This window comes from Methanocella paludicola SANAE (assembly GCF_000011005.1).
Classification (GTDB): Archaea; Halobacteriota; Methanocellia; order Methanocellales; family Methanocellaceae; genus Methanocella; species Methanocella paludicola.
In genome coordinates this window covers 1,441,246-1,459,016 of sequence record NC_013665.1, presented here as the reverse complement: position 1 = coordinate 1,459,016, position 17,771 = coordinate 1,441,246, and the positions used below count along the sequence as shown (strand labels likewise).

The window sequence follows — 17,771 nt, the reverse complement described above, 5'->3', positions numbered from 1 at the left end:
AATGGTAAAGATCGGGATAGCGGACACGACGTTCGCCCGCTTCGACATGGGCAAGGCGGCCATCGACGAATTAAAAAGAAATTGCTCCGCGCAGATCGTGCGCTACACGGTGCCCGGTATCAAGGACCTTCCGGTCGCGTGCAAGAAGCTCTTCGACGAGCAGCACTGCGACATCGTGATGGCCCTGGGCATGCCGGGGAGCAAGCCCGTCGATAAGACCTGCGCCCACGAGGCCAGCATGGGGATTATAATATGCCAGCTAATGACCGGCAGGCACATCATCGAGGTCTTCGTCCACGAGGACGAGGCGCCCGATGCCCGGGAGCTCGCAGCGCTCATGGAAAAGCGCGCCAGGGAGCACGCCCTGAACGTCGTCAAGCTCATGTTCAAGCCCAAAATACTGGAGAAAGAGGCCGGAACCGGCCAGCGGCAGGGCTACGAGGACGTCGGCCCGGCCAGGATTTAATTGTTATACAGGTTATGGTTTATATGGCAGAAAGCAAAGAGATCACTATCGGATTCGTGGTCGCAGAGTTCAACCGCGACCTCACGTGGCAGATGGAATTACTGGGCAAGGAGCACGCCGCCTTCTTAGGCGCGAAGGTCACCAAGACCATCTACGTGCCGGGCGTCTACGACATGCCCCTCGCCGTTAAAAAAATGGCCGAGGATAAGTCCCTGGACGCCGTCGTCACGATCGGCAGCGTCATCGAGGGCGCCACCGATCACGACCAGGTCGTCGTGGCCCAGGCTACCCGTAAGATCACGGACCTGGCGCTGGAATACAACAAGCCCATAACGCTGGGCATCGCCGGCCCGGGCATGACCCGACTGGAGGCCAGCGAGCGTATCGACTACTCCAAGAGAGCTGTCGAGGCGGCCGTGAAGATGGTGCGCCGGCTTAAGGAATATAATAAATAATCCTTTTTTGACCTTTTATGTCCTCAAGACTGGACCAGGTGGAAGAGTCCGCGACCCTGAGGCTTGCCGACCTGACGAATGAGCTGAAGAGACAGGGCAAGGATATCCTGAGCTTTAACCTGGGTGAGCCGGATTTTAATACTCCATCGAATATTGTTGAGGCTGCCGAGAAGGCGCTTAAATCCGGTAAGACGCACTATGCTCCTGCGGCCGGGATCCCCGAACTACGGGATGCTATTGCTGCTAAGTTAAAGAACGAGAATAAGCTCGATGTGCCCGGTAAGAACGTGCTCGTCACACCCGGGGCCAAGCAAGCCGTGTTCTACGTTACGTTCAGCCTGCTGGAAGAAGGCGACGAGGCCATCGTATTCGACCCCGGCTGGGTATCCTACGATGCCTGCATCAAGATGAGCGGCGGTAAGACGGTCTGGGTCAAGTCGAACGAGGATGGGTCCCTGCCAAGGGACCTCTCGAAGTACGTGAACAAGAAGACGAAGCTCATTATTCTTAACAGCCCGAATAACCCGTCCGGTGCCGTCCTTGATACAAAGGACATCCGGATGGTCGCCGACCTCTCTAAGGACCATGGCTTATATGTTCTGTCGGACGAGATCTATGAGAAGATCGTCTACGACGTTAAGCCGGTAAGCATCGGCTCGATGATACCGGATAAGACGGTGACGATCAACGGCTTTTCAAAGGCATATGCGATGGCCGGGTGGCGCATAGGCTATGCGGCAGCGCCTAAGCCGGTATTCCAGAACATGCTCAAAGTCCAGCAGCACACCGCGACGAGCCCCACCACGTTCGTCCAGTATGGCGCTCTTGAGGCTATAAATGGACCGCAAGACAGTGTCGAGAACATGTGCCGCCAGTTCAAGGAGAGACGGGACGTCGTCGTTAAAGGATTGAGGGACATGGGCCTGCAGTGCGAAACGCCTTTAGGCGCCTTCTATGCCTGGCCAAAGGTCAAGGGAAGCTCTGAGAAGTGGGCGGAAAAGTTCCTGGAGGCGGGCGTGGGCCTGACCCCGGGCTCCGCGTTCGGGCCCCACAGCGACGACCATATACGCATGTCTTATGCATCCTCGATGAATGATATCAAGAAGGGCCTGGAGCGCATGAAAAAGTGCGTGACGGGCGCTTGATATCGGGGTCGCCGTAGTCGATCATATAAAGTATTAATAGACACGTATCCGATACTTATCTGGCCCGAACATGAACGATAAAAAGAGGACAGCGGAAATATCTAAGCGACTGATCGAACACTACGGAACCTATAATGGTAAAAAGGGCGAGCCATTCGGAGTGCTCATCAATACGATACTTTCTCAGAACACGACCGACCGCAACTCGTCCGTGGCTTTTCAAAGGCTCTTTTCAGTTTACGATACGCCCAAAAAGCTGGCGAACGCCCCTGAAGATAAGATCGCCGAGCTGATCAAGATAGGCGGGCTCTATACGATCAAGGCCAGGCGTATCAAGGAGATATCCCGGCTTATACTCGACGATTATGGGGGAGACATCGACTTCGTCTGCACGGCGAACCCGGAGGCCGCCCGGAAAGAGCTCCTGAGCATCGAGGGTGTCGGGCCTAAGACGGCGGACTGCGTGCTGCTATTCGCCTGCGGCGACGACGTCATACCGGTCGACACGCACGTATTCCGCGTCACTAAGCGATTGGGCATCGTGCCCGAGAAGGCCGACCACGAGGAGACACACCGCATATTAATGGAGAATGTTCCCGCCGGCAAGCGAGGCTCGGTGCACGTCGACCTCATAAGGTTCGGCCGCGAAATATGCAGGGCACAGAGCCCGAAGCACGACGAGTGCTTCCTTATTGACGTCTGCGACTACGCCCGCAAGCTGGGCATCAGGAAAAAGCCGCCGAAGTAAGCCGTCTTCCGCGATGGACGCAAAAAGTATTTCAAACATTTGGCCTTTCAGATAGTCCATGTCCGCCCGTAAGATAAACGTACTCGACCTTTTCCTCATCGCTTTCATTCTCATGTATTACGGGCGGCTGAGCGTCGTTCTTTTCATTCCGCAGTATGCCATCGACTACAACATACCCTCGATCTATTACAGCCTTCATTTCGCCATGGTCAGCGTCGGCTCGGCCGTATCGAATATTTTACTCATATTCCTGTTAAGGAAGTTCAACACCCGGACCATTTTCATTCTGGTAGGCTTCGTGTCGGCCATGTATGAGGTACTGCTGTATCTTTTCCCGACGCCCGAAGTGCTTCTAATATCCGGGCTGCTTATCGGCCTTGCCGCCGGATGCTTCTGGACGCTTACATTCCTGGTCATATGCGAGATCATCGACGCCCACGGCGTCCAGACGACCTACGCCATGTCCAAATACAACGTCATATCGACCATCATGGGCGCGATGACTCCCCTGGCCGCCGGCATCATCGTCCACTATTTCGGCTATGGCATATGGCTGCTCTCGGCACTGGCGTTTCTCGTGCTATCGACGGCCATCATATTCGCGCTCAAGGACCCGATCTATTATAAGACATATGACAAATATCCCATCAAAGACGACCTCAAAAAGGTGTTCGACGACAGACACACGCTGATCACGTTCATGCTCGTCATGCTATTATCCACGCTGACGATGAGCACATGGAGCTCCCTGTCAAAGGTGTTTTTCACGAACGTGGGCATACGCGATTACTGGCTGGGACTACTGGCTATCGTGGTCAGCGTGGTCACTATTGCCGTTTACTACGTGCTGGCCCGCTGGCAGTTCACCACGCGAAAGGTCCTCGCATCGCTGGGCATCATTATTTTCGCCGCCGAAATGGCTCTTATCATGTTCACGTCCGATCCGGTCGTCGTCTTTATACTCGAGGGCATCATCGGCTCGGCAGGCGTCGCCGCCGTGGGCTTCGCCACCCAGAACATCATCAAGAACACTTTCCGGGAGCGCACCTACATTGGACGCCCCATCTTTGCGACGGGCATGTATATCGCCAATGCCGTATGGTTCGCCATCTGCGGCTATATGATCGCATCTTATGGCGGCTACGATTCCATGGGAACGATACTTGGAGTCTCCGTCAACCAGTACGGGCTGCGGGCCCTTATGTTAATGCTGGCCATCATCTCGCTGCTCTGGGCCGGGCTCATGTGGATCTTTGAGAAGCGCATGGTGGATGATGCCGATATGCCAGCGAAGGCCGATAAGTGTAAGGCGAACACGGACTAAATTATTTCTGTTCACGGGTGAAATATCCTGTTGATGGACGCCTCTGCTTACCATTTTCTCGTGGACCGCATGCTCGGCCGCCTCATCGCCTGGCTCCGCATATTCGGCTACGATACCAAAAGTGCGCTGGACATGGAGCCCACGCCGGATGAGGACACCCGGTTGATAGACATCGCTAAGGCAGAGGGCAGAATACTCATCTCCCGGGACAGGGCGCTCATAGAGAGGGCGAAGAAAGCCGGCGTCCAGACCGTGCTCGTAAGCTCTGACGACGTCAGGGAGCAACTTGAAAAGCTGATGGAAAGCTACAGGCTCGACATCGACCCGAACATGACCAGATGCACGGTCTGCAATGCGACTCTGCGAGAAGCCACGGAAGAGGACATTGAAAAGCTTAAAAATTCGGAAGAAGTTCCGGAACATCTGCTTAATGATAAGCGGACGCTGTGGGTATGCGAAAAGTGCGGCAAGGCATACTGGCAGGGAAGCCACTGGAGGAACATATTAAAAACGGCGGAACAGGTACGAAACTCCCAAAAGCCTGCCAAATAAAACAATACTAACAAGTATATAAACAAATGGCCGAATCCTCATAAGTGGTGGTAATAACGTTCCGCATTATCGACCGATTCGTCACGTACATACACACGATCATCGTTTCCATAGCCGCAATAGTCGGGCTTTTTATATTCCCACCGGCAGGGATCATACTGCTGTTATATCTCCGGGGCATTATGAGCTACAATACAGCCTGATGCCGTAATCGTAGTATTTAAATATTAAAAACCATTTTACAATAGCCAGAAAGAAGGTAAAGACATGAAGCTCGAAGAGTTACGCCACGGCACCACGCTATTGAAGCGAGGGTTCGCAAAGATGCAGAAGGGCGGCGTCATCATGGACGTCACCAACAAGGACCAGGCCCTCATCGCCGAGAACGCCGGAGCCGTCGCCGTCATGGCGCTCCAGGCCGTCCCGGCGGACATCCGGAAGGCCGGCGGCGTAGCACGGATGGCCGACCCCGCCATCGTCGAGGAGATCATCAACGCGGTCACCATACCCGTTATGGCCAAAGCCCGCATCGGCCACTTCGTCGAGGCGGAGATCCTCGAGGCCATCGGCGTGGACATGATCGACGAGTCCGAGGTGCTTACCCCGGCTGACAGTAAATATCATATCGAGAAGACGAAATTTACCGTCCCCTTCGTATGCGGCGCACGGGACCTGGGCGAGGCGCTCCGCCGGATCGACGAGGGCGCGGCCATGATCAGGACCAAGGGCGAAGCCGGCACCGGCGACGTGTCCGAGGCCGTTAACCACATGAAGAAGATCCAGGGCCAGATCCGTGAGCTCCGGGGCCTTACGCATGAAGAGCTCGTTAAATATGCAAGGACGATCGAGGCGCCCTCCGAGCTGGTCATCGAGACGGCCCGGCTGCAGCGCATCCCCGTCGTGAACTTCGCCGCAGGCGGCGTGGCGACTCCCGCAGACGCCGCGTTAATGATGCGCCTCGGAGCGGACGGCGTATTCGTCGGCTCGGGCATCTTCAAGTCCGAAAGCCCGGACAAGATGGCGAGGGCTATCGTCGAAGCGGTCAACAATTATGACAACCCGGCGAAGCTGGCCGAAATATCCAAGGGCACGGGCAACCCGATGAAGGGCATTGGCATCAGCACCATGCCCACCGAAGAGAAGATACAGGCCCGCGGCTGGTAAAAGCCCTGCGGTCACCTGTATTACACCTTTTTTAGATCTTTAGTAGAAACCACAAAACATAAGTGCTTACTCGACGCTATTTTAGCCTATGAAGGGCATGAGAACCATCATCCTGCCGATCATCCTTATGGCATTTATCGTGTTAGGGGCCGGTACGGCCTGCGCGGCGGTCAACGTCTTCGTCAACGCGACGATGCCTTACGATGTCCTCTACAAGGGAGAGATCGTATCGGCGAACGTAACGGTTAAAAATAACGAAAATTTCCCGGTCCGGATATACTCGGTCGGCGTCCACTATGACTGGATGCCCGAAAGCCTGTTCTCATCCGTCGATTTCGGGGGCAGCTACGTGCAGGTCGAGTCCAACGGCATCACCTCGCCCGGACAGCTCCTGATCCAGTGCGACAGCAACGTGTCCGCCGGTTACCACTCATTCTATTATAAGATCGAGCTGACCTGGTATAACTCCTATACGTCGACCTGGGTGAACGAGACCGTTGTCCAGCCGGGCACCATATACGTCGAGTCGCCGCTGAAGCCCGAGGCCCTTCAGGAGCTTCAGTTCGCGAACAAGACGCTGTCAGAGGCAAAAAGCAGCGGTTTCCTGGGCAAAAAGGCCATCGCTAATGTCAATAATGCCACCGGGCTTTTGAATGACGGCTGGAGCGCTTATAATTCGGGCGACTATGCCCGGGCGCTCAATGATGCAAAGCAGGCCGTCGACCTCGTGAGCAACGCGAAGATCGAGGAAAGGAACTACAGGGAAAGCATCGCGGACGTCGAGAAGGTCGTCTCTACGGTGAACGATAAGCTCAAGACGGTCATTTCGACCGATGACCCTGCGACGGCGAGCGCGATATCCGAAGCCGAAGGCTACCTGAACTACACTAGGCAGTATATCGATGCCGAGAATTTCACTGCCGCCATGACCTATGCGAACCTGGCGAACGGGGCGGCCGATAAGGCGATCCAGCAGCAGTTCTACTATTCCCTGAAGGTTAACCAGACGGAGGCCGAGAAGAACAAAGCCCGTGCGGCGCTCGATAATGCCCAGGCGGCGCTCAATAACGCCCCTAACATGACAGGCACGTCTTCACAGAGCATTTTAGACGATGCCAGGAATAAGCTGGGAGACGCGACGGTCATGTTCGATAAAAAGGATTACGTGAACGCCACTATAACGGCGAACGTCGTGACGAGCCTCGAGCTTCAGGCCGAAGAGGATGAGGCCAGCTACCGCATGATGCTTGCCCGGAATAAAATAACCTCGATCGGCGAGCTGAAGAGCCCTGAAGCGAAGGGATCGCTGGCTAATGCCAGCCTGATGTATAACCAGTCGCAGCGCGACTATATCGCGAGCAATTTCAAAGACAGCATCCTGCATGCGGACTCGGCGCTGAAGCTTGCCGAGAACGCGTCCGTTGCCGAGCAGCAGTGGCGGGACCAGAACCCGCTGTCCACGGTGACGCCGGGATTCGGGATACTGGCAGCGCTTCTCGCGATAGGCTTTATTGTCATATGGAATGAGAGGAAGCTTTAAATCTATCCTCTACTTCTATTGTCAGCACCCGGAGGTGACGTGTATGAAATTTGCCAGGCTATTACTGGTGGCGCTATTAGTGCTAATCGTGTTAAGCTCGGGCTGCGTGGGATTCGTAAGGGATACTTACAGGAACGTCGTCTCTCCTACCCCATCCGCTACCGTTCCTGTGACTTCGACGCCGATACCGATCAACCAGTCCATTGAGCGGCAGTATAATTACGCGGACCGGCTCAACGCCGGCCTCATGAACTATAACAACGCGATCGTCACGGCGAACGAGAGCCGTATCGCGTATGAGTCAGCGAACTGGGAAACCGCCACGGCCGAGATCACCCAGGCGAAGGCGTATATGGAGCAGGCCCGCACGGCGTTCAACAGCATGAAGGCCTTTGCTTCGACCGCTGACGAGACGGCCCTCTCGGAGAAATGGAACGAGACTGCCTATTACGAGACCCAGGCATTTGAGTACATGAACCTGTCATACCAGGAGGCCCGGTACCAGGCATCCCGCACTTTCGCCGAGCAGAACCCCATCAAGTATAATTATTACGTGGGCCAGGCGAATTACTATATTTCGCTCGCGAAACAGAGCAGGTCTGAGGCCGAAGCCCTTGAGATGAGGACGTTCATCGGCCAGCAGGGCCGGGTCATTTCGTCCTGAGTATCCTGCTTTTTTGCTGGTTGAATCAGCCTTTTTTATCCTAGCCGCTCCCATTTTAAGCCCGCGAAGAGGATCAAGTCCGCGAAGACTGTTCGAGCCCTAAGACCGCGAAGCTTGCGCGAAGACCGCGAAGATATATAAAGGGCAATGTCTTGCTTTTTCGGTAATTTGCCAGTCTGGCTCTGTTACTACGTTCTCCTTTTTACATTATGCCTTCATGGAGTGTCCAATACACAGGGCAACAAGGCCACGGATGACTCGCAAAGCACTTGACAGAGAATATAGAGACTCGGTTGCCAATAAACCTGCTAACAGACTAATAGGATGGTTATAATATATAACCGGTTTATGATAAGCCATGCCCCGTAATACTCTGTCTCTCAAGTAAATATAAACCCCTCTCTGTCTCCTCAGTGTCTCGCATATTAAAAATATTAGTGAGTTCTCCGTGGCCTTGCGACCCTGTGTATTGGACACTCAACGAAGGCATAGAGAAAGGATGGAGAATAAGAAAAATAATATTACTGAACAATCGAGATACTGCCTCAAAAGAACATTTAAATTTTTAAGGCTAAAAAGTCATAATTAATTCTTTAAGAGAGTCTTCGCGGTCTTCGCGTAAACTTAGCGGTCTTTGGGCTCGAATAAGTCTTCGCGGACTTGATCCTCTTCGCGGGCTTTGACAGCAAGGGCGAGATGATAGTAATTCAACACAGCTAACATTTTTAAAAATTTTCCAGCGAGGACTGACTTCGGTCCTTAAGCTCGAAGTCATAGCCTATTTGCCTGTACTCGAGCCCCTTTTCCTCGAGGAGCGTTTTTGCCATTTCGGTGACTCTCGGGGCGCACAGTATTCCCCTGACCTTCGTTTTGTGGTTTTTCCTCTTGAAGTCGACCAGGTACGCCTCCAGCTGGTAGACAGCGTTGTGCGTGATCGCCGTGCGCTTGACCTCGACGACGACGGTCGTGCCATCTTTATCCTCGCATAGCAGGTCGATGTATCCCGAGTTCGTCACCTGTTCACGGCGCATGACCCGCAGGCCTTCCTCGATCATGGACGGGTCTGCCTCAAGCTTATCCACAATGTCGGCCTCCTCGCCGACGATATTGAGCTCGGCGCCATCGTGTAGCTGAAAAATGCTGAGCGCCTCGATATTCTTAAAGTGTATGTGCATGGACTCGGGCGGGCTCGTGCGTTTTGCCTCGATGGTCAGGCCGCCATTTATCGTGTACTTAACCTTAGTGCCCGGCGGCTGCCAGTTCAGGGGCTCGCGCTTCTCGTTGCCGTGGACCATTACTGTACCGTCCGCCTTGACGATGACCAGCCTGTCCCCGTAATCAAGGAAAGAGCGGGCCCTGCCGTTATAGTCGACTTTGCAGTTCCCTACGATAGTCACCATGCGCTTTTTTATATTGCTTGCACTTTCGTTCAGGGCTTCCAGGGCTTCCTCCGGGACAGGTGAGACCAGGTACTTCATTGCTCGATAGACATACGTTCGCGATATTAAAGGATGCGCGGATGATTTCACTTTATCTAAAAAAAGTTCAATAAATTTTCCAAAATCATCGGGGGGGGGGCGAGTATGTACAAAAATCACACAGCAATATTATTATATTGATAATTGACTAATAATTTATAAGTTTATTAAAAAAATTTGGAATTCACAATGAGCGCTAATAATTCAAGGATTAAGGGTGACAGGAAGACGCCGACCTCGGACCAGCCGACCGTTATACCCGGAAAGCAGGAGGATTCGGAAGGCCAATTCTTTATCGCAGGGCTATGCGGCTCCGCCGGCGGGCTCGAAGCATTCGAGGAGTTTTTCAAGAAACTGCCGCCTGATACCGGAATAGGGTATGTCCTTATCACACATCTCGACCCGACCAAGAAGGACATCATGCCCCAGTTGATACAGCGTTATACGAGGATGCCTGTCGTGCAGGCAGAAGATGACATGGTGATCGAACCGAACCACGTCTACGTCATACCGCCGAATAATGACATGACGTTATCAGAAGGCGTTCTCAAGCTCCACACGCCGTCCATGCCGAAAGGCGTACGGATGCCGATCGACGTGTTCCTTCGGAGCCTGGCCGCCGACAGGCGGGAAATGTCCATTGCGCTCATCTTCTCCGGAATGGGCACCGACGGAGTCCTCGGCGTCAAGGCCATTAAGGAAAAGAACGGCACGGTGATGGCGCAGGAACCGTCCGAGGCAAAATTCGATAGTATGCCGCAGAGCGCCATCAATACGGGCATGGTCGATTACGTCGCGCCTGCCGCAGATCTCCCCGAGCAACTCGTCGAATTTGGAAAGAATTACCAGCGGCTGCTGAGTAAAAGCGTGGCGGAGATAACTAAGAAGCCGTCGGATATAGATAAGATATTTCAGATCATTCTCCGAAGAACGGGCCACGATTTCACGGCCTATAAGCCGAGCACGGTATTCCGCAGGATAGAGCGGCGTATGACCGTCCACAAGATCAAGGACCTGAAGGGGTATATCGAGTATCTCAACGGTCATGCCGATGAGGTCGACTCGCTATTTAAAGAGCTGCTTATCGGTGTAACCAACTTCTTCAGGGATCCTGAAGCGTTTAACGCACTTGAGAAGGAAGCCATTCCACAGATGTTAAAGAAAGTGGCCCCGAATTCGTTGATAAGGGTGTGGGTGCCCGGCTGTTCCACGGGGGAAGAGGCGTATTCCATCGCCATGGTCTTGCTTGAATCCCTGGATGGCAGGCCGAACAAGGTTCAAATATTCGCTACCGACATCTATAGCGAAGCGATCGAGCATGCCCGTAAAGGCGTGTATCCCGATAATATCGCGGCCGATGTATCCGAGGAACGACTGCGGGAATTTTTCACCAAGGAAGACAGCTATTTCAAGGTCAAAAAGCGCGTCCGCGAGATGATCATTTTCGCTGAGCAGGACGTCATCCATGACCCGCCTTTCACCGGGATGGACCTGATAAGCTGCAGGAATTTGCTGATATACCTGAAGCCGGAAGCGCAGACCAAGATCATATCATCTTTCGCATATTCCCTGAACCCAAGGGGGATCTTATTCTTGGGCACTTCCGAGACCCTCGGCCAATTTTCCGACTTATTCACGACGATCAACAATCGATGGAAGCTCTTTGGGAGAAAGGAGTATGCGACCAGGAGAGAGGTTCAAACTATAATCCCGGCAGCGACGTCCAATCCGATCGAGCGTATGAACATCCAGGCCCGTGTATTAAGGCCGCCCACAGTCGAGCTGGCTCACCAGGCGCTCCTGGACCTGTTATCTCCGCCGGCAGCGATAATCGACCATAATGGCGATATCATCTATATCCACGGACATACGGGTAAATACCTGGAGCCGGCTCCGGGGAAGGCGAGCATGAACATCTTCGCCATGGCGAGAAAAGGCCTGGACACGGAGCTTTCGATCGCCGTCGATAGGGCTAAAAGGAACAACGCCGATGTGGTCATAAAAAGCGTTGAAGTCCAGACGAATGCGCATACCCAGACTGTAGACGTTGCTGTGAAGCTCATCACGCAGCCGGAGGCCTTAAAGGGCCTCTTTTTGGTATCGTTCCATGAAGCTGAGAAGCCGCCTAAGGCCAGGACGTCAAAGGCCGCGACCGCCGGGAAGAGCGAGACGAGCCGCCAGCTTTCCGAGGAGCTCAAATACACCAAGGATAAGCTCCAGTCCACGATGGAGGAGATGCGCGCGTCGCAGGAAGAGCTCCGGTCCATGAACGAGGAGCTGCAGAGCACGAACGAGGAGCTGCAGAGCACGAACGAGGAGCTGACCACCTCGAAGGAAGAGATGCAATCGCTCAACGAAGAGCTTGTGACCGTCAACTCGGAGCTTCAGGCCAAGCTGGACGACCTGACCCGCACGAATAATGACATGAAGAACCTGCTCAACAGCACCGACATCGCCACCATTTTTATAAATAATAACCTCAAGATAACGCGCTTTACGTCCTCGGCCACGAAGATCGTCAATTTACTCCCCGGGGACCTGGGCCGGCCCATCACCGATATTTCGACGAACATTAAGGATGCGAATAATGGCAATAGTCTAATAGTACAGGAATCACGCAGAGTTCTCGAAAAGCTCGTTCCTGTGGAAAAGCAGATCGTGACTAAGGATGGCGACTGGTATATCATGCGTGTGTTACCCTACAGGACCGTGGATAACGTCATCGATGGCGTGGTGATCACGTTTAATGACGTCACTCAGATGAAACAGCTTGAAAAGTCTATGAAGGCCGCAAAAGAGTACACGGAAGCTGTTATTGCCACCATCCGGGAGCCTCTGGTGGTGCTCGATAATGCGATGCACGTCATTAATGCCAATAAATCATTCTACAAAACGTTCCACGTCTCCCCCGAAGAGACTGAGCATCATATATTATATGAACTTGGCAACGGTCAATGGAACATTCCCGATCTCAAGAAGCTGCTCGAGAATATACTTCCCGGCAAAAGATCGTTCGATGACTTTAAAGTCGAGCATGACTTTCCGAGTATAGGCCGCCGTGTGATGCTGCTCAACGCGAGAATGATAGAGACTGGCGCCGGTGATGGCTTAATTCTGCTGTCCATCGAGGATGCGACGGATCGGGCTTAAAGCTTATTAGATAAAGTGCCTGACGCAAGTGATGTCGGATGCACTGAGGTAATAGCTCATCCTAAACGATTTATAATAATACACGGAAGGATATGTATTCATGAAAATGCGGACGGATAAGCATAATATGCGGGAGAGCCCGATAGCCAACATTAAGCAACAGCCTGACCCTGAAATGAGCCGGGAAGAGCTGATCGAAGAGCTAGGGGAGCTGAGGGCGCTTACCGCCGGCTTATTAAGCACCGTCCCGGTGGCGTTCATTGTCCTCGATAGCCAGTGGCGGCTCGTATACTTGAACGATGATGCCGTAAAATTTTTCGAGGATACCAGAGAATCGCTCATAGGCAAGCCACTTGAAGAAATTTATCCAAGAAAGCTCGGCCGCATGCTATCCCCTCAAATGATCCGAGAACTTCTGGATGGAAAACAAAACTGGGTCAATAAATATACTGACTACCTTCATCAATGGTATAAGATATCCGCGAATTCTTCTGATTTTGGCATTTTCATCCGTCTGGAGGATATTACTTCGGAAATGCTAGTGAACCGCTTATTAAGGCTGAACGAATTTTCCGTCAATCGCGCCCGGGACATGATCTTCTGGTTTATGCCCGGCGGCCACATCATCTACGCTAACATGGCTTCGCGTGAATTGCTGGGATACAATAATGAAGAATTAACAAAGTTGAAGGCGATCGATATCGATCCGTCATTCACGGCCGATAAGTGGGCCGAATTCGTTTATGACTTAAAAATAAGGGGTTCCAGCACCTTAGAATTGAGCTTCAGGGCCAGGGACGGGCGCATCATCCCTGTAGAAATGACCAGTAACTACCTGGATTATTATGGAGATGAATACGTCACTTCCTTCGCCCGCGATATCACCGCGCGTAAAAAAAACGATAAGGCCTTAATGGAAACTAAAGCCCAGGCGGAGCTCTACGTCGATCTGATGAGCCACGACATCAACAACATGAACCAGGTAGCCATAGGATACCTGGATCTGGCGCTCGATATGATGAGAACGGATGGCCGGATCGATGAGAACCATAGAGACATGATATCAAAGCCATACGAAATGCTCCTGAATAGCTCGAAGCTCATCGAGAACGTGAGGAAGGTCCAGCTTGAAAGATCGGGGCACTATGAGCACCGCGTTATTGACATCTTTAAGGTCCTCGAGGATATTAAAAATAATCATCCCAGTGTGGCAGGCAGGGATATCCAGATAAAGCTTACCAGTAACTGCGAATGCATGGTCGCGGCCAACGAGCTCTTGAAGGACATATTCGTGAACCTGATAGGGAACTCGATCAAGCATTCGAGCGGCCCGATATTGATAAACGTCGTAATGGATAAGGTTACCGAGGAGGGGAAGGAGTATTGTCGCGTATCCGTTGAAGACAACGGCCCAGGTATATCGGATGGTAACAAGGGTAAATTACTCCAACGCCTCAACATCGGGAACGCTAGGGCCAGGGGTAAAGGGTTCGGGCTCTACCTCATAAAGCAGCTCGTGGACGATTTCGGGGGCAAGTTCTGGATGGAAGACCGTGTACCTGGCGACTATACGAAAGGCGCGAAGTTCGTTGTCATGCTTCCGGCTGCTGATACTTAATGTTTTAAAAATAATTCATAATGCCCATTTGTGTAAAATAAGATTTAAAATATTAAGCTCTTGTGCATTTTTGGGATCGTAATTGTTGTAGCTGATCCCCATGCTCTTTTACGTTATGCGGTCGTTGAGTGTCCTCAACCACAGGGGCACGGAGAGCGCAGAGTTCACAGAGATTTCTTATAGATGGAGACTCAGAGGGCACGGAGGACGGGTTTATAATATGCCTGGGGCACAGAGTTGAAGGAGGCATAGCTGACGATAAACCGGTCCAGGTGGAAAACTGTTATCAAATAATCATGTGGTAATTGTTTATTCGTCAACCGTGCCCCAATAAACTCTGTGCCCCGGGTAAGCCAATAAACCGGGCTCTGTGCTCTCCGTGTCCTCAAATTATTAAAAAATAACTCTGTGAAACTCCGTGAGCTCTGTGCCCCTGTGGTTGGACCACTCAACGAAGGCATAACGAGAAAAGGATAAAAATGTTAATCCCAAAACCGCGGAAGAGTCAAATATTATTCTTTAAGGGTTTCCAGCAGCCTGGTACACCATATGGTCTTTCCGACCTCGCAGCCCTTATCGCTGCCGATGTCCTTACAGTTCAGGCAGTCGCCGATCTTCCGTACGATATTTTCGTATAGCTTACCGTAGTCCTCGATGGAATACTCCTTGAACTCGTTATCGTGCAGGTCCTGCCCGACCGTGGCATAGGCATCCTTTATGCCCTCGTCGTAGCCTTTCTCCGTCCCCTCCCGGATCTTCAGGTCGTTAGACTTATTCTCGTAAAAGGCACCATATTTCTGGATATCCCAGTCCTTATGCTCGTTCTTCTGGAGTATAGCTGCAGCCTCCGCCAGGCCATCCTTGAAGCCGTCGACGTACTTCTTCAGGTACTCGGTCACGGTATCACCATCACTTTTTCTGCCGGCGTTCGTTGACCGCCGCCACCATCAGAGGCAGTGCGATCGTAGCGTCACAGTAGACCTGCGCCGTCTTGGAGTTCTCACCGACCTTGCCCCAGCTCCGCGCCTCCTCAAGAGTGGCGCCGGACAGGCCGCCGGTCTCCGCACGGTCCATGGTGATCTGGATGACATAGTCGTAGCCCTGTTTTGGCGTAACCAGCATGCACTGGAGGATATAGTTCTTAGGCACGCCGCCTCCTATAAGCAGGGCGCCGGTGCGCTTCGCATCGTAGCAGCGGTCCATGAGCTCGCGCATGTCCTTGAAGGCGTCGACGTGCATCTTGCCCGTCTGGTTATACAGCCAGGCCTGCAGGCCGATGATCGAGTCCTGGATGGCGGGGCAGTAGACGGGCACGTCGCACTCGTAAGCGGTCCTCAGTATAGAATGTTTATCGTCCAGGCCCCTGCCGATCTCGGTGAGCAGTTCCCTGATAGAATAAGTCTTATTCTGGTCGAGGCCGCCGAAGATGCCCTGCAGCCTGGACTCAAGGGTCTCGAAGCACGAGTCCTCCAGGTAAACATCATAAATGCGGTTAATGTGCTGGTTCCGTAATTCGAAGTCGTCGACCGTCTCCGCGCCGAACGTGTGGCATCCGCCGACCGCCTCGATGACGTCGTGCACCATGTTGGCGCCCGTCGTCACGAGAATGTCAATATATCCATCCCTGATCATGTCCGAAACGACGTTGCGCATGCCTGCCGGCACCATCGCACCGGAGAGACCGAAAAATTTCGTTACGTCGTCCGCCTGCATTTCCTCTAAGATATCGCAAGCCCTCGCAATACGGCCCGCGCCGAAGGCGCAGCCATCAAGCTGGCCGATAAGCTGATCAACTGTCATGGTGCCGCGGATCTCCGCGGGCTTTATTCTATTACCCATCATCGTAAGTCGAGACACATAACGTTCCAGGGGATTATCAATTTTGTCTTTTCCCCGCTTAATCGATTGATACATAATCTTTATATCTACATCCAAAGAAGCTATTTAAGCTTGTAAAACGTCGATTTGTCGGTAGTGGGACGGATGATCGAAGCGCATAATGTCTTTAAGTATTACGGCACCACGAAGGCGCTGGATAATTTCGAGATGTCCGTGGAAAAGAACGCAGTGCACGCCATTGTCGGCCCCAACGGCAGCGGCAAGAGCACCGTCATAAAGATTCTCTCCTTATTGATCAAGCCTGACTCTGGTTTTGTTTCCATTGACGGCATATCCGTCAGCAACGTCCGTGAGCTCAAGCCCATGATCAGCGTCGTTCCCGAGCTCCAGACCATTCCCGAGAACAGGACGCCCCGCTGGATACTGGAAAGCGCCGGTAAAGCGGCAAAGCTGTCCCGGGAAGAGATCAAGTACCGCACCGACGTGCTATCGGAACTGCTCGACATCACGGCCGACCTGGACAGGAAAGTGGGGGATACGTCGAAGGGCATCAAGAGGCGTGTCTCATTAGGCCTGGGACTTATAAACGATGCCAGCGTCATCCTGATGGACGGCTCGCTGGCCGAGCTAGACCCCGGTTTCAGCGTCAAGTTCATGAACTCCCTCAAGGCCACCCGGGATAAGACCGTCGTCCTCACGGCTAACAACATGAACTTCATCGATAAGGTGTGCGACAGCGTCACCATCATCAAGGACGGCATGACGCTCATGAACGAGTCAATGCTGTCCATCCGCGAGAAGATAGGCAGGCCGGGCATCATGCTCCGGGTCAGCCCCATCAACATTCAAAAAGTCGAGTCGGTGCTCAGGCACCAGATATACGCCAACCGCATTCAGGTGGGCGAGGACTACATTTTAGTGGAAGTGGACGATTACCTGCATATACCTAACATCATCCGGCAGGCGTCCGCATTTACCGAGGTATACGAGGCCCGGCAGACGATGACGTCGCTCGAGGACATGTACCACGCTCTGATCGAGCCGTCTCCGGGACAATGACAGGAAATCATTGTATATAACAAAATATAAATCCTCAATCATGGACTTCACGGACATTATCAAGAGCCGGCGGAGCATTCGCCGTTACCAGGATATGGCCATACCCCAAAAAGACCTGGATGACGTGCTGACGTGTGCCCGCCTGGCGCCGACGGCTATCAACATCCAGCCCTGGCTCATCGGCTGCATAACGGATAAAGCGCTTCTCCAGCAGCTCGCTGAAACGGCGGACCATGGCAAATTCATCCGTGGAGCGGCCGCCTGCTTCGTCGTATTTTGCGAAAAGGACCAGAAATACTATCTGGAGGACGGCTGCGCCGCCACCATGAACATTATCTACGCCTGTGCAGCGAAGGGTATCAGCACCTGCTGGGTAGCCGGCGATAAGAAAGCATACGTCGACGATGTCCGAAAGATGTTCAATGTGCCCGAACAATACACGCTAGTCTCCATGGTACCGGCGGGCTATCCCGAGGAACAGCCGAAAAAGACGAAAAAGTCCCTGGAAGAGGTCACATTCCACAATATGTATAAGCCCTAGATCCCCGAGTCAATGCTCGTAGTGAATA

Annotated in this window: 16 protein-coding genes; 13 read left to right on the top strand and 3 right to left on the bottom strand. The window is 52.9% G+C overall.

Going from position 1 to position 17,771, the window contains the following annotated elements:
- Position 1: 1 nt before the first annotated feature.
- The 9 genes from ribC to MCP_RS07295 all read left to right on the top strand — a co-directional run bounded on the left by ribC (position 2) and on the right by MCP_RS07295 (position 8,058).
- Positions 2-466, top strand: a complete 465-nt coding sequence (gene ribC / locus MCP_RS07335) for a riboflavin synthase (RefSeq protein ID WP_012900205.1) — start codon at positions 2-4, stop codon at positions 464-466.
- Between the two features lie 23 nt (positions 467-489).
- Complete coding sequence (gene ribH / locus MCP_RS07330) at positions 490-921, top strand: 6,7-dimethyl-8-ribityllumazine synthase (protein WP_128567271.1); 432 nt, start codon at positions 490-492, stop codon at positions 919-921.
- A 17-nt stretch (positions 922-938) separates the two neighbouring features.
- Positions 939-2,066 (top strand): pyridoxal phosphate-dependent aminotransferase, encoded by a 1,128-nt coding sequence (locus tag MCP_RS07325; RefSeq protein ID WP_012900203.1) that lies wholly within the window; start codon positions 939-941, stop codon positions 2,064-2,066.
- Positions 2,067-2,136: 70 nt separating this feature from the next.
- The gene (nth, locus tag MCP_RS07320; RefSeq protein WP_012900202.1) at positions 2,137-2,814 is read left to right on the top strand and encodes an endonuclease III domain-containing protein; all 678 of its coding nucleotides are present in this window, start codon (positions 2,137-2,139) and stop codon (positions 2,812-2,814) included.
- A gap of 58 nt (positions 2,815-2,872) precedes the next feature.
- Entirely contained in the window at positions 2,873-4,138 is a 1,266-nt protein-coding gene (locus MCP_RS07315) for an MFS transporter (RefSeq protein ID WP_012900201.1), read from the top strand.
- 33 nt (positions 4,139-4,171) lie between these two features.
- Complete coding sequence (locus MCP_RS07310; protein WP_012900200.1) at positions 4,172-4,690, top strand: Mut7-C RNAse domain-containing protein; 519 nt, start codon at positions 4,172-4,174, stop codon at positions 4,688-4,690.
- A 267-nt stretch (positions 4,691-4,957) separates the two neighbouring features.
- A complete protein-coding gene (pdxS, locus tag MCP_RS07305) occupies positions 4,958-5,854 on the top strand; it encodes a pyridoxal 5'-phosphate synthase lyase subunit PdxS (RefSeq protein WP_012900199.1) in 897 nt (298 codons plus the stop codon).
- Between the two features lie 88 nt (positions 5,855-5,942).
- Positions 5,943-7,394: a hypothetical protein gene (locus MCP_RS07300; RefSeq protein ID WP_012900198.1), complete on the top strand. Its 1,452-nt coding sequence runs from the start codon at positions 5,943-5,945 to the stop codon at positions 7,392-7,394.
- A 43-nt stretch (positions 7,395-7,437) separates the two neighbouring features.
- Entirely contained in the window at positions 7,438-8,058 is a 621-nt protein-coding gene (locus MCP_RS07295; protein ID WP_012900197.1) for a hypothetical protein, read from the top strand.
- A 725-nt stretch (positions 8,059-8,783) separates the two neighbouring features.
- Here MCP_RS07295 and nucS read toward each other — a convergent pair.
- On the bottom strand, positions 8,784-9,536 hold the full coding sequence (nucS, locus tag MCP_RS07290) for an endonuclease NucS (protein ID WP_012900196.1): 753 nt from the start codon (positions 9,534-9,536) through the stop codon (positions 8,784-8,786).
- 189 nt (positions 9,537-9,725) lie between these two features.
- On the opposite strand from nucS, the gene MCP_RS07285 reads away from it, so the two are divergent.
- Both MCP_RS07285 and MCP_RS07280 read left to right on the top strand, forming a co-directional pair.
- Positions 9,726-12,686 carry a CheR family methyltransferase gene (locus MCP_RS07285; protein ID WP_012900195.1) on the top strand — a complete coding sequence of 987 codons (2,961 nt, stop codon included), beginning with the start codon at positions 9,726-9,728 and terminating at the stop codon, positions 12,684-12,686.
- A gap of 100 nt (positions 12,687-12,786) precedes the next feature.
- Positions 12,787-14,304, top strand: a complete 1,518-nt coding sequence (locus MCP_RS07280; protein WP_128567091.1) for a PAS domain-containing sensor histidine kinase — start codon at positions 12,787-12,789, stop codon at positions 14,302-14,304.
- 512 nt (positions 14,305-14,816) lie between these two features.
- Here the strand turns inward: MCP_RS07280 and MCP_RS07275 are convergent.
- Together MCP_RS07275 and MCP_RS07270 are read right to left on the bottom strand one after the other, a co-directional pair.
- On the bottom strand, positions 14,817-15,203 hold the full coding sequence (locus tag MCP_RS07275; protein WP_012900193.1) for a hypothetical protein: 387 nt from the start codon (positions 15,201-15,203) through the stop codon (positions 14,817-14,819).
- Between the two features lie 10 nt (positions 15,204-15,213).
- Positions 15,214-16,146, bottom strand: coding sequence for a deoxyhypusine synthase (locus tag MCP_RS07270; RefSeq protein ID WP_012900192.1), 933 nt, complete (start codon positions 16,144-16,146; stop codon positions 15,214-15,216).
- 141 nt (positions 16,147-16,287) lie between these two features.
- Here MCP_RS07270 and MCP_RS07265 point away from each other — a divergent pair, with 141 nt between their 5' ends.
- Together MCP_RS07265 and MCP_RS07260 are read left to right on the top strand one after the other, a co-directional pair.
- Entirely contained in the window at positions 16,288-17,202 is a 915-nt protein-coding gene (locus tag MCP_RS07265; RefSeq protein ID WP_012900191.1) for an ATP-binding cassette domain-containing protein, read from the top strand.
- A 40-nt stretch (positions 17,203-17,242) separates the two neighbouring features.
- Positions 17,243-17,743 carry a nitroreductase family protein gene (locus MCP_RS07260; RefSeq protein ID WP_012900190.1) on the top strand — a complete coding sequence of 167 codons (501 nt, stop codon included), beginning with the start codon at positions 17,243-17,245 and terminating at the stop codon, positions 17,741-17,743.
- The last annotated feature ends 28 nt before the right edge of the window (positions 17,744-17,771 follow it).

What these genes read in the sequence shown, in the direction of transcription:
- MCP_RS07315 (WP_012900201.1), top strand. Translation starts at nt 2,873, where the DNA reads ATGTCCGCCCGTAAGATAAACGTACTCGACCTTTTCCTCATCGCTTTC.
- pdxS (WP_012900199.1), top strand. Translation starts at nt 4,958, where the DNA reads ATGAAGCTCGAAGAGTTACGCCACGGCACCACGCTATTGAAGCGAGGG.
- nth (WP_012900202.1), top strand. Translation starts at nt 2,137, where the DNA reads ATGAACGATAAAAAGAGGACAGCGGAAATATCTAAGCGACTGATCGAA.
- ribH (WP_128567271.1), top strand. Translation starts at nt 490, where the DNA reads ATGGCAGAAAGCAAAGAGATCACTATCGGATTCGTGGTCGCAGAGTTC.
- MCP_RS07270 (WP_012900192.1), bottom strand. Translation starts at nt 16,146, where the DNA reads ATGATGGGTAATAGAATAAAGCCCGCGGAGATCCGCGGCACCATGACA.
- MCP_RS07260 (WP_012900190.1), top strand. Translation starts at nt 17,243, where the DNA reads ATGGACTTCACGGACATTATCAAGAGCCGGCGGAGCATTCGCCGTTAC.
- nucS (WP_012900196.1), bottom strand. Translation starts at nt 9,536, where the DNA reads ATGAAGTACCTGGTCTCACCTGTCCCGGAGGAAGCCCTGGAAGCCCTG.
- MCP_RS07280 (WP_128567091.1), top strand. Translation starts at nt 12,787, where the DNA reads ATGAAAATGCGGACGGATAAGCATAATATGCGGGAGAGCCCGATAGCC.
- MCP_RS07285 (WP_012900195.1), top strand. Translation starts at nt 9,726, where the DNA reads ATGAGCGCTAATAATTCAAGGATTAAGGGTGACAGGAAGACGCCGACC.
- MCP_RS07265 (WP_012900191.1), top strand. Translation starts at nt 16,288, where the DNA reads ATGATCGAAGCGCATAATGTCTTTAAGTATTACGGCACCACGAAGGCG.
- MCP_RS07300 (WP_012900198.1), top strand. Translation starts at nt 5,943, where the DNA reads ATGAAGGGCATGAGAACCATCATCCTGCCGATCATCCTTATGGCATTT.
- MCP_RS07325 (WP_012900203.1), top strand. Translation starts at nt 939, where the DNA reads ATGTCCTCAAGACTGGACCAGGTGGAAGAGTCCGCGACCCTGAGGCTT.
- ribC (WP_012900205.1), top strand. Translation starts at nt 2, where the DNA reads ATGGTAAAGATCGGGATAGCGGACACGACGTTCGCCCGCTTCGACATG.
- MCP_RS07295 (WP_012900197.1), top strand. Translation starts at nt 7,438, where the DNA reads ATGAAATTTGCCAGGCTATTACTGGTGGCGCTATTAGTGCTAATCGTG.
- MCP_RS07310 (WP_012900200.1), top strand. Translation starts at nt 4,172, where the DNA reads ATGGACGCCTCTGCTTACCATTTTCTCGTGGACCGCATGCTCGGCCGC.